Below are 19,234 nucleotides of genomic sequence, written 5' to 3' on the forward strand. Positions count from 1 at the left end.
GGGTTGCTGACCCACCGCCATCGGGGGCAAGCCCCCTCCCACCCTGGTTACCGCTGGCCTTCGGATGGGTGTAAACCCTGGCGACCGAGCCGGGGGCCACTGTGCTCAAGTCAACGCCGTCAAACCTGTGGGAGGGGGCTTGCCCCCGATGGGGCCTGCTCAGTCGATACCTGGGTTGCTGACCCACCGCCATCGGGGGCAAGCCCCCCCACCTTGGGTTACCGCTGGTCTTAGGACTGGCGCAAGGCGCGGTCGGTCATTTGATGCGGTAGTGAAAGGTATTGCGCACCGCTGGCACGGCCACGGCCTTGCCATCAACGATCCTCGGCTGGTAGCGGAAGGTGTTGGCCGCCGCCAATGATGGGCGGATAAACAACGGGTGGCAGCCGTCCAGTACTTTGGGGTTTTCCACGCGGCCCTGGGGGTTGACGGTGTATTCCACCGAGCAGTCGCCTTCGATGTTTTTGTCCAGGGCCCGTTCGGGGTATTCCGGGGCTTCCTTGCTCAATGGCATGTATTGGCGGCTGTCGAACGCCGGAGCCGAAGCAGGTACGGCGGCGCGGGCTGTTTCGGCGGCCTGGCGTTGTTGGGCCTGGCGTTGCTGTTCCTGTTCCTGTTCACGCTCGCGCTGTTCGCTGGCCAAGCGCTGTTGTTGCTGCTCTGCTTTCTTTTCTTCGACACGCTTGCGCGCCAGGGCGGCTTTTTCGAGCTTTTGTGCTTGCACACGAGGATCGACTGCGGGTTTGACCGGCGTTGGCAGTACCACCGGTTCCGGCGCTGGCGTCACCGCAACCGGTTCGGGGGCCGGTACTGGGACCGGCGCCAGGGGCAGCATCACCAGTTGGGTGTGCATCACGCTTGGGGCCTCCGGCGTGGGCGGTTGTGGCGCCCAGCCCAGCACCAACAGCGCCAGCACGATCACATGCAAGGCCACCGCCAAACCGGCGGCCAGGCTGTTGCGCCAGAAGCCCGAAGGCGCCGCGGAGGCCATTGGCAAGGTGGGACTGTGCATGATCATCGCCGTCATTGCGGGGCCTCGGTCACCAGCCCCAGGTTGCTGACACCGCCCTTTTGCAACACCGCCATGGCAGCCACCACGCGGCCATACCCGGCATTGTCATCGGCGCGGATATACACCTGGGTGTCACTGCGCGCCGCCACCACCTGCGCGACCTTGGCGCCCATTTCTTCCAGGCTCACCGCGCTGTCGGTCTGGTGCTGGGTGTCCAGTTCCTCGCCGAGGTTCCAGTAGTAACCGCCGTCGGCCTGCACCGACAAGGTCAGGATTTGCTGGCGGGTGTCGGTGGCCAGCGCCTCGGCGGCAACCTTGGGCAGTTCGATCTTCACGCCCTGGGTCAGCATCGGCGCGGTGACCATAAAGATCACCAGCAGCACTAGCATCACGTCGATATACGGCACCACGTTCATTTCGGCCTTGGGCCCGTGCTTGCGTTGTGGCCTGACTAACATGGGAGTACTCCTGCTCAGGCGGCCGCGGCCAGGTTGATCGGCGTACCGCGCAGGGTGCGATGCAACCGCACTTGCAGCTCGTTGCCAAAGGCGTAATAGCGGGTGAGCAAGGTCTGGCTGCGCGCCGAAAAGCGGTTATAGGCAATCACCGCCGGAATCGCCGCAAACAGACCGATGGCCGTGGCGATCAACGCTTCAGCGATGCCCGGCGCCACCGTGGACAATGTGGCCTGTTGCACCTGGGACAAGCCGAGGAACGAATTCATGATGCCCCACACGGTGCCGAACAAACCGATATACGGGCTCACCGAACCCACGGTGGCAAGGAACTGCAAACCTTTTTCCAGCTCGATTTCCTGCGCGGTGATCGCCACCTGCAAGGCCCGCTCCACCCCTTCGAGCACCGCCGGATCATGGCTATGCAGGTGCTGGTATTCCTGGACCCCGGCGATGAAGATCGGCGCCACTCCACCTTCGCCCGCCTGCAGGGTGTCGCGGTACAGCCCGTGCAAATCCGGCGCCGCACGAAAGCGTTGCACAAAGCCGTTCAACTGCCGCTCCAGACGCCGCAGCACCGTGCCGCGCTGAATAATCAGGTACCAGCTGCACAACGAGGCCAGCAGCAAAGTGACCATCACCGCCTTGACCAACAGGCTGGCGTCACTGATCAAGCCCCAGATCGTCATATGTTCCATCGTCGCGTGCATGGTGAATGTCCTCTATTCGTTTAACGTGCAGTGATTAAAAAGTCATGACTGGCTGATGACAGCTCAAGGCAACTTCAACGTGCGGGTCACATCGGCCCAGGGCACGAACTTGAAGTTCTGGGTTTGCTCAGGCATGCGTTTGCGCCCGTCCTGCACTACCAGCAGGCCTTGGTTCCACGGCCCGCCGAGGTTGACGGCGGTAACTTCCAGGCCATCGGTTTCCGATGCGCCGTCGATACCGGCAGCGGCGTTCAGGCCGACCCGGAAGGCACCGCGACTGGCGAACGGCGGCTCGGCATCCAGCACCAGGTAGCTGTCATTGCCCTGGCTGGAGATCACCAGGTAGTCATGCTGCGCACTCTGGTACAGCGCCAGGCCCTCGACGTCCGCGTGCAATTGTTCGCCGACCTTGATCACGCTGGTCAGGGTCGCCGGCTGATCGGCACGGGCATCCACCGCCCACACGCCCACGTCTTCTTCGCCGATAAACAAGCGCTGGCGCTGGTCGTCGGCGACGCAGCCTTCGGGCTGGCTGTCGACCTTGAACTGGCGCACCAGCTCACCCTGCACGCGCCCGTCCGGGGCGCTGAGGCGGTATTGCAGGAAGGTGCCGTCCTTGCCGTTGGCGATCGCATAAATGTCGCCGCCGGCGGGCTGGAACAGGCACATGCCGTAGATCTCCTTGAGCGGCGTCGGCACTTCACCAGCCTCGCGCAACTCGCCGGTCTGCCGGTCGATGCTGAACAGGCTCAGGCTGTTGCGATCGCGATTGCTTGCCACGGCCAGGTCCACCGTCTGCTGGCCAAGCTTGAAACGCGGGCGCACGTCGACGTTGTTCAAGCGCCCCACCGCCAGCTCTTGCAGCAGCTTGCCGTCGAGGTCGTAGGCCAGCAGGCCCTGTTTTTTGTTGGTGCCGAGCACGCGGCTCTGCCCAGGGTGCTCGGGGTGAACCCAGATCGCCGGGTCATCCGCCGCGTCGCCCTGACGCCCCACCGGCTCGCTCTGGCGCAGCGCGGCGACCTCCGGCAGCACCGGCGCGACCGGCACGGGTTTGGCCTGCCAGTCGAGGGTGCCTTGGTACAGTTGGCCGTTGTCGTCGTCGCGTACCAGCAATTGCCGACCGTTGATTGCCAGTTGCTCCGGCTCCTTGAGGCCGGGCAGACCCAGGCTCGGTTGCTCTACCCAGCGCGCGCCGGAGGACTGAAACAGGTGCAACTGCGCGGTTTTCGGGTCCAGGGCGACCATCCCCCCCGGCACCAGCGCCATGGCCCCGGCTTCACGCTTGGAATCATCGAACAGCGCCACCGGCGTGCGTTTCACCGCGGCTTCGGGATGCGCCGGGTAGGCCCACCAGCCGACGTTTTCTTCGTTCACCACCAGTTGCTGCGTGGCGTCGTCCACCTGGCAGAACTGCGCCGACGGCGGCAACGGCACCCCGCGCACACGGCGGGCTTCAGCGAGCAGCGTCGAGCCATTGCCTACCAGCCATTGTTCGCCCTTGCCCTCCTCCCCGACCAGGAACACAAACAGGTTGGCCGCCGCGTCGCGGTACAGGCACAGACCGTTTACCGGAAAATCGCGGGGCGGCAGGTACAGCGGTTGACCCCAGGTTTTAGCGGCGCTATCGAGGTTGATCAGCAGTGCCTGCTGGCGGTCGTTGTCGAGGCTGGCGACCACTGCGTGGGGGCCGGTGGCGCGTGTATCGAGGCTGCTGAAATGACCGTTGAAACGCGCCAGTTCGGCGCCCTTGCTGTCGAGCAATTGCAGACCGTCACGGGGGCTGGCGGTGAGGCGCGTCTGACCGTCGGGCAGGAAGGCCACGGCTTCGGCCTTCAGGCTGGGCGCCCAGGGCGTCAGCGCCAGATCAGCGGCGAAGACGGGGCCGCTGGTGGCCAGGGCGATCAGCAGGTACAGCTTGGAAATTCTCATGAACGAACAAATCCTTCGGAAAAATGCAGAACGCTGTGGGCTTGGGGGGCTTCAGTGGGTCAGCTACTGATGCGCCAATTGACAGGCCCTCATCGGGGGCAAGCCCCCTCCCACATTGGAATTGAGTGAGTTAGAAATGCGTGAAGGTCAGGCCCACTTTGTAGGTGGGGCCGTACTCTTCGTACTGGCCGTTGTAGCTGCGGTGGCCTGTGTAGACGAAGTACGACTCATCGGTAAGGTTTTGGGCCTCGAAGCTGACTTGCAGGTTCTTGCTCAGTGAATAGCGCGCGCTGAAGTCGACGAAAGTCTGCGCGTCCACATGCAGGTCATGGGCCTTGTCGTTGATCGACGCCAGCTCATACAGGTAGGCCGATTTGTAGTTGGCCGACAGGCGCAGGCTGAGCTTGTCGTCTTCCCAACCAAGCATCAGGTTGCCGACGGTGTCCGACTGGCTGGGCAAACTGATGTTGCGCTTGCGGTGAGTGCCACTGGCAGCGTCGAAGCCTTCGATGTCCGCGCTGGAGCGGCTGAATGTGCTGTTGGCGCCCACCAGCAGGCCGTTCCACGGCGCCGGCAGCCAATCGAATTTCTGCGAATAGGCCAGCTCCAGGCCATACAGCTTGGCGCTGTCGCCATTGGCGTAGGTGTGGGCCTCGGCGAAGTTGGTCCAGGCCCCAGTACCGGCCAGGTCGGTGTTGTAGACGAAATTCTGGATGTCCTTGTAGAACACAAACGCCGAGACGGTGCCGGCACGCCCCATGAAATGCTCGATGCCCAGGTCCAGATTGCTCGATTCCAACGGCTTGAGGTCCGGGTTGCCGAAGGTGGCCTCGTCATCGTCGATCACAAACCCCGGCGCCAGTTGGCCGAAGGTCGGGCGCACCACGGATTTGGTCCAGGCCGCACGCACCTGGGTGTTCTTGTCGATCTGATAGCGCGCGTGCAGGCCCGGCAGCCAATGGTGGTAGCGGCGCCGGGTGTCGGTGGCGGTGAACTGACCGTCGGTGGCGCCGGTGCCCTTGGCTTCGAACTCGGTGCCTTCGTAGCGCAGGCCGGCGATAAAGCGCCAGTCGTCGATATCGATCGTGTTCATCAGGTAACCGGCGTTGATGTCTTCACGCATAGTGAAGTCGTTGACCCGGGATTCGGTCTCGTCATAGAAGTCCGCACGGTTGAGGCCGCCGATCAACTGCTTGATGCCGCTGGCGCTGATGCCAGGGCCGTAGTTGCCCAGGCGATAGTCGACGTTGCCTTTTTGAAATTGCGTCAGGCTGAGCTGCTGGTCGGTGAAGCCCAGGCTGTCGAAATCCTTGTAGACCCAGGCTTCCAGGTCGTTGTCCTTGTTGCGCCGGCTGACCTTGCCGCCGAATTTGACCTGGGACGCATAGCCGCTCAGGTCGTAGTCGCGGGCCAGGTCCAGGCGCAGGTTTTTCTCGGTGTCTTTGGTGTTCTGTTTTTCCCAGTCGACTTTGTCGAGGGTGAAGTTGGCCGGGTCGTAGAAGGCGCTGCCGATGATCGGGCGCGGTTTGTCTTTGTCATAGAAACCGCTGTTGGCGAAGTCACCGCCGTCGAAGGTGGCGCCGGCAATATGCGCGGGGCTGTCTTCGCTGGACTGGCTGTAACCGGCCTGGCCACTGAGGGTCCACAGGCCAAGCATGCGTTCGCCGCCGAACACGTAGGACTGAATTTCCTGGGTCTCTTCGCGGTTCTTGAGCTTGCGCTTGCCCTCGGCCTCGCCCAACTGGCCGGGTGCCTGCGGGTCGGCGAATTCCAGGCTGGTGGAGTTGCGGGTCTCGGTGTCCGTGTAGCGGCTGTACAGCGTGCGCAGGTAGTAGCTGCTCAGGTCATCGGGTTTGTAGTCGAAGTTCAGGCCACCGCCGGCGCGTTCGCGGCTGATGTCGTAGTCGCGCTGTTCGAATTCGTTGAGCCGGGCACCGTCGGTGAAGTCCCAGGCGCCGCCGGTCTCGACGTTGTCCGAGCCGAAGTCGCGCTTCTGCCAGCTCAGCGCCGCGGCCACGCCGAAGTTGTCGATACCATCGCCGAGGCTGAAGCGGTTACTGGCGGCCCCGGAGAATTTGGGGCTGGTCTGGCGGGTGTTCTTGTCGTAGCTGGCTTCGCTGCTGCCGGTGTAGAACAGGCCTTTGTGATCGAAGGCCGACAGGCTTTGCACATCGACGGTGCCGCCCAGGGAGTTGGCGTCCATGTCCGGGGTAAGGGTCTTGATCACCGACAGCGACTGCACCAGCTCCGACGGCAACACGTCCAGGGCCACGGCGCGGCGGGCGCTCTCAGGGGCGGGCACCAGGGTGCCGTTGATGGTCACGCTATTGAGGTCCGGGCCCAGGCCGCGCACGCTGACGAAACGCCCTTCGCCCTGGTCGCGTTCCACGCTGATGCCAGGCAGACGTTGCGCCGCTTCGGCGACGTTCTCATCCGGCAACTGCGCCACGCCATCGGCATGCACCACGCTCTTGATGCTGTCGGCACTGCGCTGCTCCTTGAGCGCCTGGCTGATCGCGGCGGCCTGGCCGACCACGTCGACATGCTCGGTGGTGGCCGCGTCGGCCGCATAGAGCCGCTCGCTGGCTATCGCCAGGGCCAAGGCGGTAAGCGTGAAGCTGACGAGCCCGGTGCGCTTGTACATGCAATCCTCCCCAAGAATCCGTTCGACGCCAGGCAAAAGGCCCGACAACTGGGAGGGCACGCTAGGGGTGGGGGATGACGGTTCTGTGACAGCGATCGGCGTAAAGCCCTGTAAACCGCGGCTTTCAGCCATGTGCTGAGATGAAATGAGCCGATATGACCTGCAAATCTCCCCTGTGGGAGGGGGCTTGCCCCGATGGCTGTCTAGCAGCCGACAGATATGCCAGCTGCCCCACCGCCATCAGGGGCATAGGTATCTACATAGCAGGAGAAAATGAGGTTGTTGTGGTGAGCGGGCTTGCCCTGCGCTGGGCTGCGAAGCGGCCCCCATTCCACGCGATGTGGTTTTAGCTGATACACCGAGGCGCCTGGGTTTGGGGCCGCTTCGCAGCCCAGCGCAGGGCAAGCCCGCTCACCACAACAAGTCCACTTTTTTGTGGCGCGGCGTGTTTGAGGTGAGCTGATTCGACCTTTCCCCGTTGTCATCCAACCGTCACATCCATCTGCTGTGCTGGCGCCCTTCGCTTCTTTGCCCAAGGACTCGCGGCTATGTTCTCCGTGCTCAAACCCCACCGCTGGAAACTCGCCCTGCTGCTGATTGCCGCCAATCTGGGGCTGATCCTGCACCTGGCCTGTGGCGAGCTCAAAAGCGTCAGCGAATGGGAGTGGCTGGATATCGTCGGCGAAGGCGGTTCGGCACTGCTGGCGCTGGTGTGGCTGGGGCTGGTGCTCAAGAGCCGCCCCGCCGGGCGCGTGACCAACTATCTGGTGCTGGGCCTGGCGTGCATCTTTTTTTCCTGGTGGATCGACAGCCTGGATGAATTTATCCGCTTGCCCGACAGCATCACCTGGGACCACTGGCTGGAGTCCGGCCCGATGCCGGTGGGCATGATCCTGCTGACCCTCGGCATCTACCACTGGCACCGCGAGCAACTGGCGATCAGCGCGCAAATGGAGAAACGCGAGCGGGTGTTCCGCGAACATCGCTTGTTTGACAAGCTCACGCCCCTGGGCGGTGCCGACTACCTCAAGCGGCAATTGGCCGAGAGCCTGCAGGACAGCCGCGAGCAGGCCCAACCGCTGTCGCTGCTGGCTCTGGATCTGGACAACTTCGCCGCCATCAACCAGGCCTATGGGCATGCCGAAGGCGATGCGGTGCTGCAAGCCCTCAGCCAGTTGCTGTTGCTCAACCTGCGCCGCCAGGACTTGCTGTGCCGCCTGGCCGGCGACCGCTTTGTGGTGCTGCTGCCCAACACCGGCGAGCGCCAGGCCAAAGACATCGCGCTGGAATTGCAGCAAGCGGTGCGTGGCCTGGCCCACAAGACCCGGCAACAAGGCGAGCGCCTGCAATTGGCGGCCTCCACAGCGGTGGTGATGGCTCTGGACGAACCGCCCCACGACCTGCTCAAACGCCTCAACCTGGCGTTGGCCAAGGCCAAGCAGCCCCTGGCGAAAAGTGCCTGACATGGCCATCAACACCCGCTGGTATGAAAGCGACTGCCGCTTTATCCCTGGGCACTATCAACCCGCCACGCTGATCGACCTGGCACTGTCGCGGGGCATCGACAGCCATCGCTTGCTGCGCGGCACCGGGCTTTTCCACGAGGACATCCTGGCCGGCAACGCGCGCCTGAGCCCGCAGCAGTTTCTGGGATTGATCGGTAACAGCCGCAAGTTGCTCGACGCCGACGACAGCAGCTTTCTGTTCGGCCAACGCCTATTGCCCGGCTACTACGGCGCCGCCAGCCACGCCCTGGGCCATGCGCAAAACCTGCACCAGGCGCTGGAGGTGCTGATCCAGTTGCAGGTGTTGCTCAGCCCGCTGGTGGCGCTGCATCTGGAGTTGGACGAGCACCACGCCTACCTGTATTGGCAGGACAGTTGCGGGGCCGGCGAGCACTGGCGCTTCCTGCTCGAAGCCAGCATGACTTCGCTGGTTGCCATGAGCCAATGGCTCAGCGGCGAGCGCCTGCCCTGGGCGTGCAGCTTCAGCCATGCCGAGCCGCGTTATGTCGAGCAGTACTGGGTAAACCTGGGTGAAAACACGCGCTTTTCACGCCCCCTGGACATGTTGTGCATTCCCCGCCAATACCTGACACGCGCCTGGCCCGGCGCCTCGGCCACTGCCGCTCAAGTCGCGCGTCAACAGGCCCATGCACAGATCGACCAGCTCGGCTTTGCCGACAGTTTTCTCGACTGCCTCTACGATTACCTGCGCGATCAGGTGCGCCAGCCACCCAACCTGGAACAGGCGGCGCAGGCGTTCGCCATGAGCCCGGCGACCCTCAAGCGCAAACTGCACAAACACGACACCGGTTTCCAGGAACAGGTCGACCGCGTGCGCAAGCAGGTGGCGTTGCACCTGTATCAGGTCAAGGGTTATAGCAACGATGAGGTGGCGGCCTACCTGAACTTCAACGACGCAGCCAACTTTCGCCGCGCCTTCAAACGCTGGACCGGCAGCACACCGAACCTGATCCGTCAGTTGTTCAACAGCCGCTAGCCAGGCGCTCGCGCAAAAACTCCACCAGCGCCTGCACTGGCCGTGAGCTTTGGCGGTGCTGGGGATACACCGCCGACAAAGTCAGCGCCTCGGGGGCGAACTCATCGAGCACCGTGACCAGGCGCCCGTCCTGCAGGGCATCGCCGACGATAAAGGTGGGCAGGTAGGTAACGCCCAGCCCGGCAATCGCGGTGTCGCGCAGCAAGTCGCCGTTGTTCACGCGCATGCGCCCGCTGACGTTCAGCGCCTGCACCTTCCCCTTGAAGCGCCATTGCACCTGGCGGCCGTGGCCGTACGGCAGGCAGTCGTGGTCGGTCAGGTCCTCGGGTTTCTGCGGCGTGCCGCGCAACGCCAGGTAGTCGGGGCTGGCGCAGTAGACCCGCGCGATGCTGGCGATGCGGCGCGCGATCAACGTGGAATCTTCCAGGGTGCCGATACGCAGCACCAGGTCGTAGCCCTCGCCGATCAGGTCCACGGGGCGGTCGCTGAGGTCGACCTCCACCGTCACCTGCGGATAGCGTTGCAGAAATAACGGCAGCAGACAGCCCAGGTGGGCGATGGCAAACGACAGCGGCGCACTGAGGCGAATGGTGCCGCGCGGCTCGCTGTTCTGCCCGGCAATGCCCTGCTCCACCTGCTCGACTTCACCGAGCAGACGCAACGCGGATTCGTAATAACTCTGCCCCAGGGGCGTGACATCCAACCGACGCGTGGAGCGATTGAGCAAGCGCACGCCCAGGCGGTCTTCCAGTTGGATCAAGCGGCGGCTGACGAACTGCTTGGACAGGCCCAGCTGTTCGGCGGCAGCGGTGAAACTGCCGGACTCCATGACCTGGCAGAACAGGCGCATGTCTTCGAAGGGGTTCATTGTCGCTTCTCGGTGGGCATTTGCAGGGCTTTATAACCGGATGATCGCAACACCACAAATCAAATGTGGGAGGGGGCAAGCCCCCTCCCACATCGATGACCTACAGGCGTGAGAACCGGTTACTTGGCGGTGAACGCCGAGTAGCTGTTCATCAGGTTGCGGTAGTTGGGGATACGCGGCGACAGCAGGTTGGCCAGGCCTTCCATGTCGTTGCGCCAGTCCACTTGCAGCTCGCAGGCCACGGCGAACCAGTTGACCAGTTGCGCACCGGCGGCGGTCATACGTGCCCACGCGGCCTGTTGCACGGTTTCGTTGAAGGTGCCGGACGCGTCGGTGACCACGAACACCTCAAAGCCTTCGGCCAGAGCGCACAGGGTCGGGAACGCTACGCACACGTCCGTCACCACACCGGCAATGATGATCTGCTTGCGGCCGGTGGCCTTGACCGCTTTGACGAAGTCTTCGTTATCCCAGGCGTTGATCTGGCCAGGTCGAGCGATGTATGGCGCGTCCGGGAACATGGCCTTGAGTTCCGGCACCAACGGGCCGTTAGGGCCGCTTTCGAAGCTGGTGGTGAGGATGGTCGGCAAGTTGAAGAATTTGGCGACATCGGCCAGGGCCAGCACGTTGTTCTTGAACTCGTTGGGGGAGAAATCCTGTACCAGGGAAATCAGGCCGGTCTGGTGATCCACCAACAGCACCACTGCGTCATCTTTGTTCAAGCGCTTGTACGTCATGGGGTTAACTCCTTGGGTTGGGATTAAAAGGCAAAGCACGAGCAGCCGAACGCGCCCCAGAAACCCTGGAAGTCGCTGACCGGCACGCTGGAAAGGCGCGCTTTTTCATGGCTGTGGGCATGCACGCCGCACGGGCCGCTGCACTGGTGAACCTGGGCCTGCAATGGCGAGCTGGGGTGCCAGTGCCCTGGCACCTTGACCACCGGCGACCAGTCCGGCAGCACCGGCACGCGCGGCGGTGCGTAGTCTTCGAAGTCGCCGGCGCCGTACACCACTTTGCCGCCGACCACGGTCAGCACCGATTCGATCCACTTGATGGCCTCTTCATCGACGCTGAAAAAATCCGCCGACAGCGCGGCGACGTCCGCCAATTGGCCGACTTTGATCTGGCCCTTCTTGCCCTGCTCCGAAGAAAACCAGGCGCTGCCATGGGTGAACAATTCCAGCGCGGTAAGGCGCGGCAGGCCCTCGGCATGCAGTTCCAGACCGCCGACAGTGCGGCCGCTGACCATCCAGTACAACGAGGTCCAGGGGTTGTAGCTCGATACGCGGGTGGCGTCGGTGCCGGCGCCGACCGGCACGCCTTCGGCCAGCATGCGCTTGATCGGCGGCGTGGCTTCGGCGGCTTTGGCGCCATAGCGCTCGACGAAATATTCGCCTTGGAACGCCATGCGGTCCTGGATCGCAATACCACCGCCCAGGGCGCGTACGCGCTCGATGTTTCTCGGGGTGATGGTTTCGGCGTGGTCGAAGAACCACGGCAGGCCGTTGAAGGGAATATCCCGATTGACCTTCTCGAACACGTCGAGCATGCGCGAGATCGATTCGTCGTAGGTGGCATGCAAGCGGAACGGCCAGCGCTGCTCCACCAGGTGACGCACCACCGGTTCCAGTTCCTGTTCCATGGTCAGCGGCAGGTCGGGGCGCGGTTCTAGGAAGTCTTCGAAGTCGGCGGCGGAGAACACCAGCATTTCACCGGCGCCGTTGTGGCGCAGGTAGTCGTCGCCCTGGTGCAGGGTGACGCTGCCGGTCCAGTTCTTGAAGTCGCTGAGTTCTTCCTTGGACTTTTGGGTGAACAGGTTGTAGGCGATGCGCACCGTCAACTGTTGGTCCTTGGCCAGTTGCTCGATCACTGCGTAGTCATCGGGATAGTTCTGGAAACCGCCGCCGGCATCGATGGCGCTGGTCAGGCCCAGGCGATTGAGTTCGCGCATGAACTGGCGAGTCGAATTGACCTGGTATTCCAACGGCAGTTTCGGGCCTTTGGCCAGGGTCGAATACAGGATCATCGCATTGGGCCGCGCTACCAGCATGCCGGTGGGGTTGCCATTGCTGTCGCGCACGATCTCGCCACCCGGCGGGTTCGGCGTGTCCTTGGTGTAGCCGGCCACGCGCAGAGCCGCGCGGTTAAGCAAGGCGCGGTCGTACAGGTGCAGCACGAACACCGGGGTATCCGGCGCGGCCTGGTTGAGTTCCTCCAGGGTCGGCATGCGCTTTTCGGCGAACTGGAATTCGTTCCAGCCACCGACCACACGCACCCACTGCGGTGTCGGCGTACGGTCGGCCTGGTCCTTGAGCATGCGCAAGGCATCGGCCAGGGACGGCACGCCTTCCCAGCGCAGTTCGAGGTTGTAGTTCAGGCCGCCACGAATCAGGTGCAGGTGCGAGTCGTTGAGACCCGGGATAACCGTGCGGCCCTTGAGGTCGATGACCTGAGTCGCGCTGCCACGCAGGGCCATCGCTTCAGCGTCGGTGCCGACGGCAACGAAACGGCCCTGGTGGATGGCGACGGCGGTCGCACGCGGGTTTTCACGGTCCACGGTGTGGAACTGGCCATTGAACAGGATCAGATCGGCGTTCATAGGGTTTCCTTTACAGAGGCTTCAAGCCAGGGAGCGAACAGGCGCGTGGCGGCCGGCATCATCACGTAGACCACCAGCACCACGATGGTCACGGTGACCAGGAACGTGGACACCACGTAGTTAGAGAGCAAGGGATGCAGGCGCAGCAGCGGGCCCCAGATAATCGGCACCAGTAGGGTCAGCGGCAGGATCACGCACAGCGACACCACCGCCTGTTTCCAGCGCGGCGGCGGCGCGCTGCCGTCGGCCAGGGGGGTGAACCAGAATTCGTTGACGGCGCCGATTTCGGTCTGGTCGCCATCGGCGAGCATCGGCGCGGCTTCGTCGATCAGGGCCTTGCGTTGGGGCGATTCGAGCCAGTGTTGCAGGTCGTCGGTGGAGCGGTAGCGCAGCACGCAGGTAAACAGCGCCAGGCCGTCCTGCTTGCCGCGCACCACGTCGACGCCCAGGTGCCCGGGCCGTTCGCCGGCAATGCGCACGATGCGCCGTAGCCAGGCTTCGTAGTCGGCCTCAAGGCCGGATTTGATGCGGTGTTTGACCACCAGGGTGACGACTTCGTCGGCCCCTGTCTTGGCGGCTGGATCCATGGCGTGCCCCTCTGCTTCCCACTATCAGCGATGAGGGAAGTGTGCCGTGGACCCGCCAAGGAAAATTGCATGTACGTGCTGTGTGGATGGGACGGGCTTACCAGCCTTCTTTCAACATCCGCAGTTCCAGATGCTGCAACAGCATGATGGTCTTGCCATCCACGATCTCGCCACTTTGCACCATCGCCAAGGCTTGTTCGAAACCCAGCTCCAGCACTTCGATGTCTTCGCCCTCTTCTTCCAGGCCACCGCCGCTGCCAACCTGATCGGCCGGTTGGTATTGGCCGATGAAGAAGTGAATTCGCTCGGTCACCGAGCCGGGGCTCATGAATGCCGCGTAGATTTTCTCGACGTGCCCGACGCGATAACCGGTCTCTTCTTCGGCTTCCAGGCGAATGCGTTCTTCGGGGCTGGCGTTGTCGAGCAGGCCGGCCGCCGCTTCGATCAGGTAGCCGTGGTAGTCATTGACGAACGTGGGCATGCGGAACTGGCGAATCAGCAACACCGTGCGTTGCGCGCGGTTGTACAGCAGGATAGTGGCGCCATTGCCACGGTCGTACACCTCACGGGTCTGGGCCTGCCAGCTACCGTCCCGGCGGCGCAGGTCGAAGCTGTATTTCTTGAGGTTGTACCAGTTGTCCGAAAGGGTCTCTTCGGCGGTGATGCGTACGGGGCTGCTGTCCATGGTCGGGCCTTTGCTCAAAGGAGCAGGAGCATGTCGCGCAGAGAGCGACAGCGTCAAGCCGCACAACGGTGGTCGAAATAATTCCTGCCGGCACGGGGCTTCTGGTAAAAACCCTGCTTCACCTTTTGACCTGGAACGTTCATGTCGTCTCGTTTGCTGTCTCGCCTGGGCCTGCGCTGGTTTCCCCTGCTGTGCATGGCGTTGTTGATCGTGGGTCTGCCGGTGGGATGCAGCATCTTGCAGCACAAAGAGCGCGAGCTGGTGTTTCGCATCGAGCCGGGCACCGCCAGTTGGTACAGCGGCCTGCCCAAGGCGGTGCAGGAATTCGAACTCAAGCCGGCCAGCTTCAAAGCCGGGCAGAACATCCATGCCTGGTGGTACCCGGCGGCCAGCAAGAATGCGCCGGCGATCCTCTACCTGCATGGCGTGCGCTGGAACCTGACCGGGCAACTGTTTCGCATCGAGCAACTGCATGCCCTGGGCTTTTCGGTGCTGGCCATCGACTACCGGGGCTTCGGCAAAAGTCACGGCGACTTGCCGTCGGAAACCACGGTATACGAAGACGCGCGCATCGCCTGGGAGCGCTTTCAGGTGCTGCAACCCGACCCACAAAAACGCCTGATCTACGGGCATTCCCTCGGCGGCGCGGTGGCCATCGACCTGGCGGCGGAACTGGGTCAGCAATCGCCGGTGCCGGTGCGTGGCCTGGTGATCGAATCCACCTTTACTTCCCTTGCCGATGTGGCCACAGCGGTGGCTAACACCTCGTTGCCGGTGCGCTGGCTACTGTCGCAGAAATTCGATTCCATCGACAAGATCGTCGATATCCGCATGCCGTTGTTGGTGGTGCATGGCCTGGACGACCGCTACGTTCCGCCGCGTTTCAGCCAGCAATTGTTTGCCGCCGCCCAAGAACCCAAACGTTTGTTGCTGGTGCCCGGTGCCAGCCACAACAACAGCATGAGCCTGGCCGGTCGCATGTATCGCCAGGCGCTCGATCAACTGATGCAATCGAAGGTTCAGACGCAAGCCATCACACACTCCACAAGCCGCGACGGCGACTCGTAAAACACTTTTCGGCACTGGTTTCGAGCGGGCCTGTCAAGCGCAAACCCTGGCCATGCTGGGCCAAACCTTAAGTTGATCAAATATTGATCTTGGGCGAAATCACCAACCCTGCCGGGGCCCGGCAAAGTTATCCACAGAGATACCCACGGTTTTCGTGGACAACTCTTTTTATTTTTTTACGATTTTTTTTGTGCGGCGGGTCGCGCCTTAAAAGGGCGCGGCCGCTAAACCGCCCCGATTCCAATCGACGGCTTGGGGCGGTTAAACGAGAGGGTGAAAGTCAAGCATTGCGTTCAACAGGGCCGGCGATTAATCTCGCACAAACCCGCAAAAAAGCGCACAAACATGCAAAACACCCACGCCGCCATCGACCTCCCCTCGTTACGCAAACAAAAGATCCTGTTGCTGCTGGAGCGCGACGGCAAAGTCACCGCAGCAGAACTGGTCGAACACTTTGCGGTGTCCCCGGACACCATCCGCCGCGACCTCGGCGAACTCGCCGCCGCCGGCCTGTTGCAGCGTGTACACGGTGGCGCCCTGCCCCGGCCTAAAGACACCGGTAAGGACTTTTTTACTCGGGTGGGTGAGACCGATGCGGTCAAGCGGCACCTGGCCCAACTAGCCGCCGAACGCGTCGAGGACGGGCAGATCGTGATGTTCGATTCCGGCTCCACCACCCTGCAGATCGCCCGCTCACTGCCGCTGTCGATCCGCCTTACGGTGGTGACGGCATCGCCGATGATTGCCATCGCCCTGGCGGACCACCCTGACGTCAAGGTGATCCTCGCCGGCGGCCAACTCAACCCGGCCACCCTCTCCACCCACGGCCACGACACCGTGCGCTTGATCCAAAGCATCAAGGCCGATCTGCTGTTTACCGGGGTCTGCGCGCTGCACCCACAGGTGGGCATGACGTCGCTGCATTTCGACGAAGTGGCGGTCAAGCAAGCCTTGCTCGACAGCGCCTCCCAGGTGGTGGCGGTGACCATGGCCGACAAACTCGGCGCCGTGGAGCCCTTCGTGGTGGCGCCGTGCAGCCGAATCCACAGCCTGATCACCGAGTGGCATGCGCCGGATATCGCGGCGTATGAACAGTTGGGGCTGGAAGTGCTGCGCGTGGATGTCTAGCCACCGCAGCGTGTGTTTGCCCTATGACTTTGCGTGCGCCGTCGCGTAATCAATGGCCAATTGGACCTGGGTGATTTTCTCGGCCTCCTCGTCCGGAATTTCAATTTCGAACTCGTCTTCCAGGGCCATCACCAGTTCCACCGTGTCCAAGGAATCGGCGCCCAAATCGTCCACGAAAGAACTCCCGTTCTTGACGTCGGCTTCAGCAATGCCTAGCTGTTCGGCGACGATTTTTTTCACTCGCTGTTCGATGTCACTCATTTGAATATCCTCACTTGGTGACCTTGGAGCCGAGCGTTTCATTGGGCGCCAGCACACCGGTGGCATGCAGCAAGTTGTTCACGGCATGCAGCACACCGAGGTCTTCAAGGGTCGCAGTTTTGTTCAGGATACGCCGCAGACAGGCATAGATTTTCAGCTCGCCGAAGGCCGCGTCGTCATAGCGCACGCGCTCGTTGAGGATGATGTTGGCTTTTTGGTCGATCTTGACTTGGAGGAACTTCTTCAATTCGGATTTAGTCATGGCCGCTCTCCCGGCTGGGCATGTATACGCCTTTGACTATATCCATCGGATGCAAAGCGGCTACTGTCAGATCTGACAGGTGTATAGATCGATTGGCAATGAACCCAAGCCATCCACCCGTTAGAGCGTGCTAAACCCCGCCAGCTGCTGCTCCAGCAGGTACAGCGCGTCGTCCAGCGCCCGGCCGCTGGCGGTGTTGTCGAAGATGCACCAGGTGGGGATGCCTTGCTCGATGGACTGCAGCAACTGGCGGGCATACGCCTGCACCCGTTCGGGGCCATAGGCGCTGTGGTAAATGCGCGGGGAACCGTGCAGGCGCCAATAGCGCACGCCTTGCCAGCCGGCTGGCAGATGGCCGCCCTCAATTGCCGCAGGGTCGGCGGCGACCCGGCCGATATGCAAATCCTGTAACAACCCTTCAGCCTCAAGCCAGCTGGCATGCCGCGGTTCCAGCACCACGGCGCCCAGATAGCGTTGGCGCAAGGCGCGGAAAAACACCGCAGCGGTCACGGGCTCGTACGCCAATGAAGGCGGTAATTGCACCAGCAGGCAGCCTAGGGAGTCGCCCAATCGCTGACACTGCGCGAGAAACTCATCCAGCGCGGCTTCGCAATGCGCCAGTCGCAGCTCATGGGTGATGAGTTTGGGCACTTTCACCGAGAACCGAAAAGTCGACGGTACCGACTGTGCCCAGCGCGCGTAGGTCGTGGGCAAGTGAGCGCGGTAAAACGAACTGTTGATTTCCACCGCATTGAAGCGCGAGGCGTAGCGCTGCAAATGCGTGCCCTCTGTGACGAATGCCGGCCAGTGTTCGCGCGGCAGGCTCCAGCCTGCGCAGCCGATGTACAAGGGGGCCGCCCAAACAGCAGCCGCGCGGCCGGCGTCGTCAGCCATGGCTTGAATGCTCCGCTCAGTGGCTCAATTTGCGCTCGGCCTTGGCGGCTTGTTCGTTGATCGCATCGGTCTGGCGCTCGGTGTCTTTGATCGAGGTGGGGGTGAGCACCTTGTCAACGGTTTCGGTGTTGGGGTTCGGGCGCTCCAGGGTCTGGCCTTTGACAGGGCTGTCGGTGCCTTTTTGCGCCTCTTCGGAGCTGACGGGGGTGGGGGTTTTATCGGCGCTCTTGTGCTCGGTCACGGGGCATTCTCCTAGTAATTGACGCGCCGCCATCACACGGCGGGCTCATTCAGCAGAGCCCTGGGCTTTTCGATAGTTCAAGGAATTTGCCGCGGCCACCGCTGGCGAAAAAAGCACAAAAAAATTTAAACCTTTTGCCCCGGTGCCGGCTCAACACCCAGGTAGCGACATCACGTCATTCACAAGGAGAGACACCATGACTACCAAGCTGATGAAACAAATGGGCCTGACTTTCGCACTGGTTGCCGGTTCGATGTCCGCAGCCTTCGCAGCCACCTCCAACGACTTCGTAGACAAGGCCGCACAGAGCGGCATCACTGAAGTCGAGGCCGGCAAACTGGCCCTGCAAAAAAGCAGCTCGGCCGACGTGAAAACCTTCGCCCAGCACATGGTCGATGACCACACCAAAGCCAACCAGGAACTGATGGCCCTGGCCAAGAAGCATGATCTGGAAGTGCCTGACGACGCCGCGCTGATGGACAAGGCCAAGAAAGCCATCCTGGAAATGCGCGATGAGTCCTTCGACAAGGCCTATGCCAACAACCAGGTGAACGCCCACGAAGAAGCCGTGGAACTGTTCAAGAAAGAGTCGACCTCTTCGGACAACGCCGAGCTGAAAGCTTTCGCCACCGAGAAGCTGCCGACCCTGGAAAAACACCTGCAAATGGCCAAAGAGCTGCAAAGCAAGTACGCCAAGTAATTCGCCCGATCACGCCCCTGCGTCAGACGACGCGGGGGCATTCGTGACGCCAATCCCCCCCTTCGCACAGGAGACACTCGATCATGAGCACCCACCTCAACGGTAAGCACATCCTGATCATCACCTCCAATACCGGTATCGAACGCGACGAACTGGTCAAGCCGCTGGAAGCATTGCGCGGTTCCGGCGCCAATGTGACCCATGCGTCCAGCAAGGGCGGCACCACCCAGACGTTCGTTGGCGACACCGAAAAGGACAAGACCGTGGAATCCGATGTGCAACTGTCGGACGTGGTCGGCAGCGACTTCGATGCCCTGGTGATTCCCGGTGGCACCGTCAACGCCGACACCCTACGCCAGGACGCGGCCGCGCTGCGCCTGATCAAAGAATTCGCCGATGCCGGCAAAACTATCGCCGCGATCTGCCACGGCCCATGGGCCTTGATCGACGCAGGCGTGATCAAAGGCAAGACCCTCACCTCCTACAAAAGCGTACGCATCGACCTGGAAAATGCCGGTGCCGCCGGTTGGGTGGATGAGCCGGTCAAGCAATGCCAGGCCAATGGCTGGACCTTGATCACCTCGCGCACGCCGGACGATCTGCCGGCGTTCAATGACGCGATTGCCAAGGCCCTCGCCGGCTGATCTGCGAACCCGTAAACAAAACAGGCGCCCCGAGGGGCGCCTGTT

At 62.4% G+C, this 19,234-nt stretch carries 20 protein-coding genes; 6 read left to right on the plus strand and 14 right to left on the minus strand.

What is annotated here, in order from left to right; all coding sequences use genetic code 11:
- Nucleotides 1–256 precede the first annotated feature (256 nt).
- From HRH33_RS15725 to HRH33_RS15745, 5 genes are all read right to left on the minus strand, one after another.
- The gene (locus tag HRH33_RS15725; protein ID WP_167418614.1) at nt 257–1,027 is read right to left on the minus strand and encodes an energy transducer TonB; all 771 of its coding nucleotides are present in this window, start codon (nt 1,025–1,027) and stop codon (nt 257–259) included.
- Complete coding sequence (gene tolR / locus HRH33_RS15730) at nt 1,024–1,470, minus strand: protein TolR (protein WP_034114013.1); 447 nt, start codon at nt 1,468–1,470, stop codon at nt 1,024–1,026. Before tolR ends, HRH33_RS15725 begins: the two co-directional genes overlap by 4 nt.
- 14 nt (nt 1,471–1,484) lie before the next feature.
- Entirely contained in the window at nt 1,485–2,177 is a 693-nt protein-coding gene (tolQ, locus tag HRH33_RS15735; RefSeq protein WP_034098384.1) for a protein TolQ, read from the minus strand.
- A gap of 63 nt (nt 2,178–2,240) precedes the next feature.
- A complete protein-coding gene (locus HRH33_RS15740; RefSeq protein WP_167418615.1) occupies nt 2,241–4,106 on the minus strand; it encodes a phytase in 1,866 nt (621 codons plus the stop codon).
- Between the two features lie 130 nt (nt 4,107–4,236).
- Nucleotides 4,237–6,750 carry a TonB-dependent receptor gene (locus HRH33_RS15745; RefSeq protein WP_040268583.1) on the minus strand — a complete coding sequence of 838 codons (2,514 nt, stop codon included), beginning with the start codon at nt 6,748–6,750 and terminating at the stop codon, nt 4,237–4,239.
- A 548-nt stretch (nt 6,751–7,298) separates the two neighbouring features.
- On the opposite strand from HRH33_RS15745, the gene HRH33_RS15750 reads away from it, so the two are divergent.
- Nucleotides 7,299–8,213, plus strand: coding sequence for a GGDEF domain-containing protein (locus HRH33_RS15750; RefSeq protein ID WP_034098390.1), 915 nt, complete (start codon nt 7,299–7,301; stop codon nt 8,211–8,213).
- Between the two features lies 1 nt (nt 8,214).
- Nucleotides 8,215–9,252 (plus strand): AraC family transcriptional regulator, encoded by a 1,038-nt coding sequence (locus HRH33_RS15755; protein ID WP_040268585.1) that lies wholly within the window; start codon nt 8,215–8,217, stop codon nt 9,250–9,252.
- Here HRH33_RS15755 and HRH33_RS15760 read toward each other — a convergent pair.
- The 5 genes from HRH33_RS15760 to HRH33_RS15780 all read right to left on the minus strand — a co-directional run bounded on the left by HRH33_RS15760 (nt 9,239) and on the right by HRH33_RS15780 (nt 13,991).
- Nucleotides 9,239–10,120, minus strand: coding sequence for a LysR family transcriptional regulator (locus HRH33_RS15760; RefSeq protein WP_034098394.1), 882 nt, complete (start codon nt 10,118–10,120; stop codon nt 9,239–9,241). The genes HRH33_RS15755 and HRH33_RS15760 overlap by 14 nt on opposite strands.
- A gap of 119 nt (nt 10,121–10,239) precedes the next feature.
- Nucleotides 10,240–10,857 (minus strand): isochorismate family cysteine hydrolase YcaC, encoded by a 618-nt coding sequence (gene ycaC / locus HRH33_RS15765; RefSeq protein ID WP_034098396.1) that lies wholly within the window; start codon nt 10,855–10,857, stop codon nt 10,240–10,242.
- A 23-nt stretch (nt 10,858–10,880) separates the two neighbouring features.
- Nucleotides 10,881–12,719 carry an amidohydrolase gene (locus HRH33_RS15770; protein ID WP_167418616.1) on the minus strand — a complete coding sequence of 613 codons (1,839 nt, stop codon included), beginning with the start codon at nt 12,717–12,719 and terminating at the stop codon, nt 10,881–10,883.
- Nucleotides 12,716–13,306 carry an antibiotic biosynthesis monooxygenase gene (locus tag HRH33_RS15775; RefSeq protein ID WP_034098399.1) on the minus strand — a complete coding sequence of 197 codons (591 nt, stop codon included), beginning with the start codon at nt 13,304–13,306 and terminating at the stop codon, nt 12,716–12,718. Before HRH33_RS15775 ends, HRH33_RS15770 begins: the two co-directional genes overlap by 4 nt.
- Before the next feature lie 97 nt (nt 13,307–13,403).
- On the minus strand, nt 13,404–13,991 hold the full coding sequence (locus HRH33_RS15780; protein ID WP_034098401.1) for an NUDIX domain-containing protein: 588 nt from the start codon (nt 13,989–13,991) through the stop codon (nt 13,404–13,406).
- Nucleotides 13,992–14,132: 141 nt separating this feature from the next.
- Between HRH33_RS15780 and HRH33_RS15785 the strand changes: the two genes are divergently transcribed.
- Entirely contained in the window at nt 14,133–15,059 is a 927-nt protein-coding gene (locus tag HRH33_RS15785; RefSeq protein WP_173603522.1) for an alpha/beta hydrolase, read from the plus strand.
- A gap of 345 nt (nt 15,060–15,404) precedes the next feature.
- Nucleotides 15,405–16,187, plus strand: a complete 783-nt coding sequence (locus HRH33_RS15790) for a DeoR/GlpR family DNA-binding transcription regulator (RefSeq protein ID WP_167418618.1) — start codon at nt 15,405–15,407, stop codon at nt 16,185–16,187.
- A 21-nt stretch (nt 16,188–16,208) separates the two neighbouring features.
- Here HRH33_RS15790 and acpP read toward each other — a convergent pair whose 3' ends face one another.
- The 4 genes from acpP to HRH33_RS15810 all read right to left on the minus strand — a co-directional run bounded on the left by acpP (nt 16,209) and on the right by HRH33_RS15810 (nt 17,845).
- Nucleotides 16,209–16,448 carry an acyl carrier protein gene (gene acpP, locus HRH33_RS15795; protein WP_167418619.1) on the minus strand — a complete coding sequence of 80 codons (240 nt, stop codon included), beginning with the start codon at nt 16,446–16,448 and terminating at the stop codon, nt 16,209–16,211.
- Nucleotides 16,449–16,458: 10 nt separating this feature from the next.
- Nucleotides 16,459–16,710, minus strand: a complete 252-nt coding sequence (locus HRH33_RS15800; RefSeq protein WP_123479993.1) for a hypothetical protein — start codon at nt 16,708–16,710, stop codon at nt 16,459–16,461.
- A 120-nt stretch (nt 16,711–16,830) separates the two neighbouring features.
- Nucleotides 16,831–17,604 (minus strand): DUF72 domain-containing protein, encoded by a 774-nt coding sequence (locus HRH33_RS15805; protein WP_167418620.1) that lies wholly within the window; start codon nt 17,602–17,604, stop codon nt 16,831–16,833.
- Between the two features lie 16 nt (nt 17,605–17,620).
- Entirely contained in the window at nt 17,621–17,845 is a 225-nt protein-coding gene (locus HRH33_RS15810; RefSeq protein ID WP_167418621.1) for a hypothetical protein, read from the minus strand.
- 196 nt (nt 17,846–18,041) lie between these two features.
- On the opposite strand from HRH33_RS15810, the gene HRH33_RS15815 reads away from it, so the two are divergent.
- Together HRH33_RS15815 and HRH33_RS15820 are read left to right on the plus strand one after the other, a co-directional pair.
- Nucleotides 18,042–18,545: a DUF4142 domain-containing protein gene (locus HRH33_RS15815; protein ID WP_034098409.1), complete on the plus strand. Its 504-nt coding sequence runs from the start codon at nt 18,042–18,044 to the stop codon at nt 18,543–18,545.
- 83 nt (nt 18,546–18,628) lie between these two features.
- Nucleotides 18,629–19,189, plus strand: coding sequence for a type 1 glutamine amidotransferase domain-containing protein (locus HRH33_RS15820; protein ID WP_167418622.1), 561 nt, complete (start codon nt 18,629–18,631; stop codon nt 19,187–19,189).
- Nucleotides 19,190–19,234: the final 45 nt, after the last annotated feature.

Origin of the sequence: Pseudomonas rhodesiae, from assembly GCF_013285305.1 — a bacterium.
Lineage (GTDB): Bacteria > Pseudomonadota > Gammaproteobacteria > Pseudomonadales > Pseudomonadaceae > Aquipseudomonas > Aquipseudomonas rhodesiae.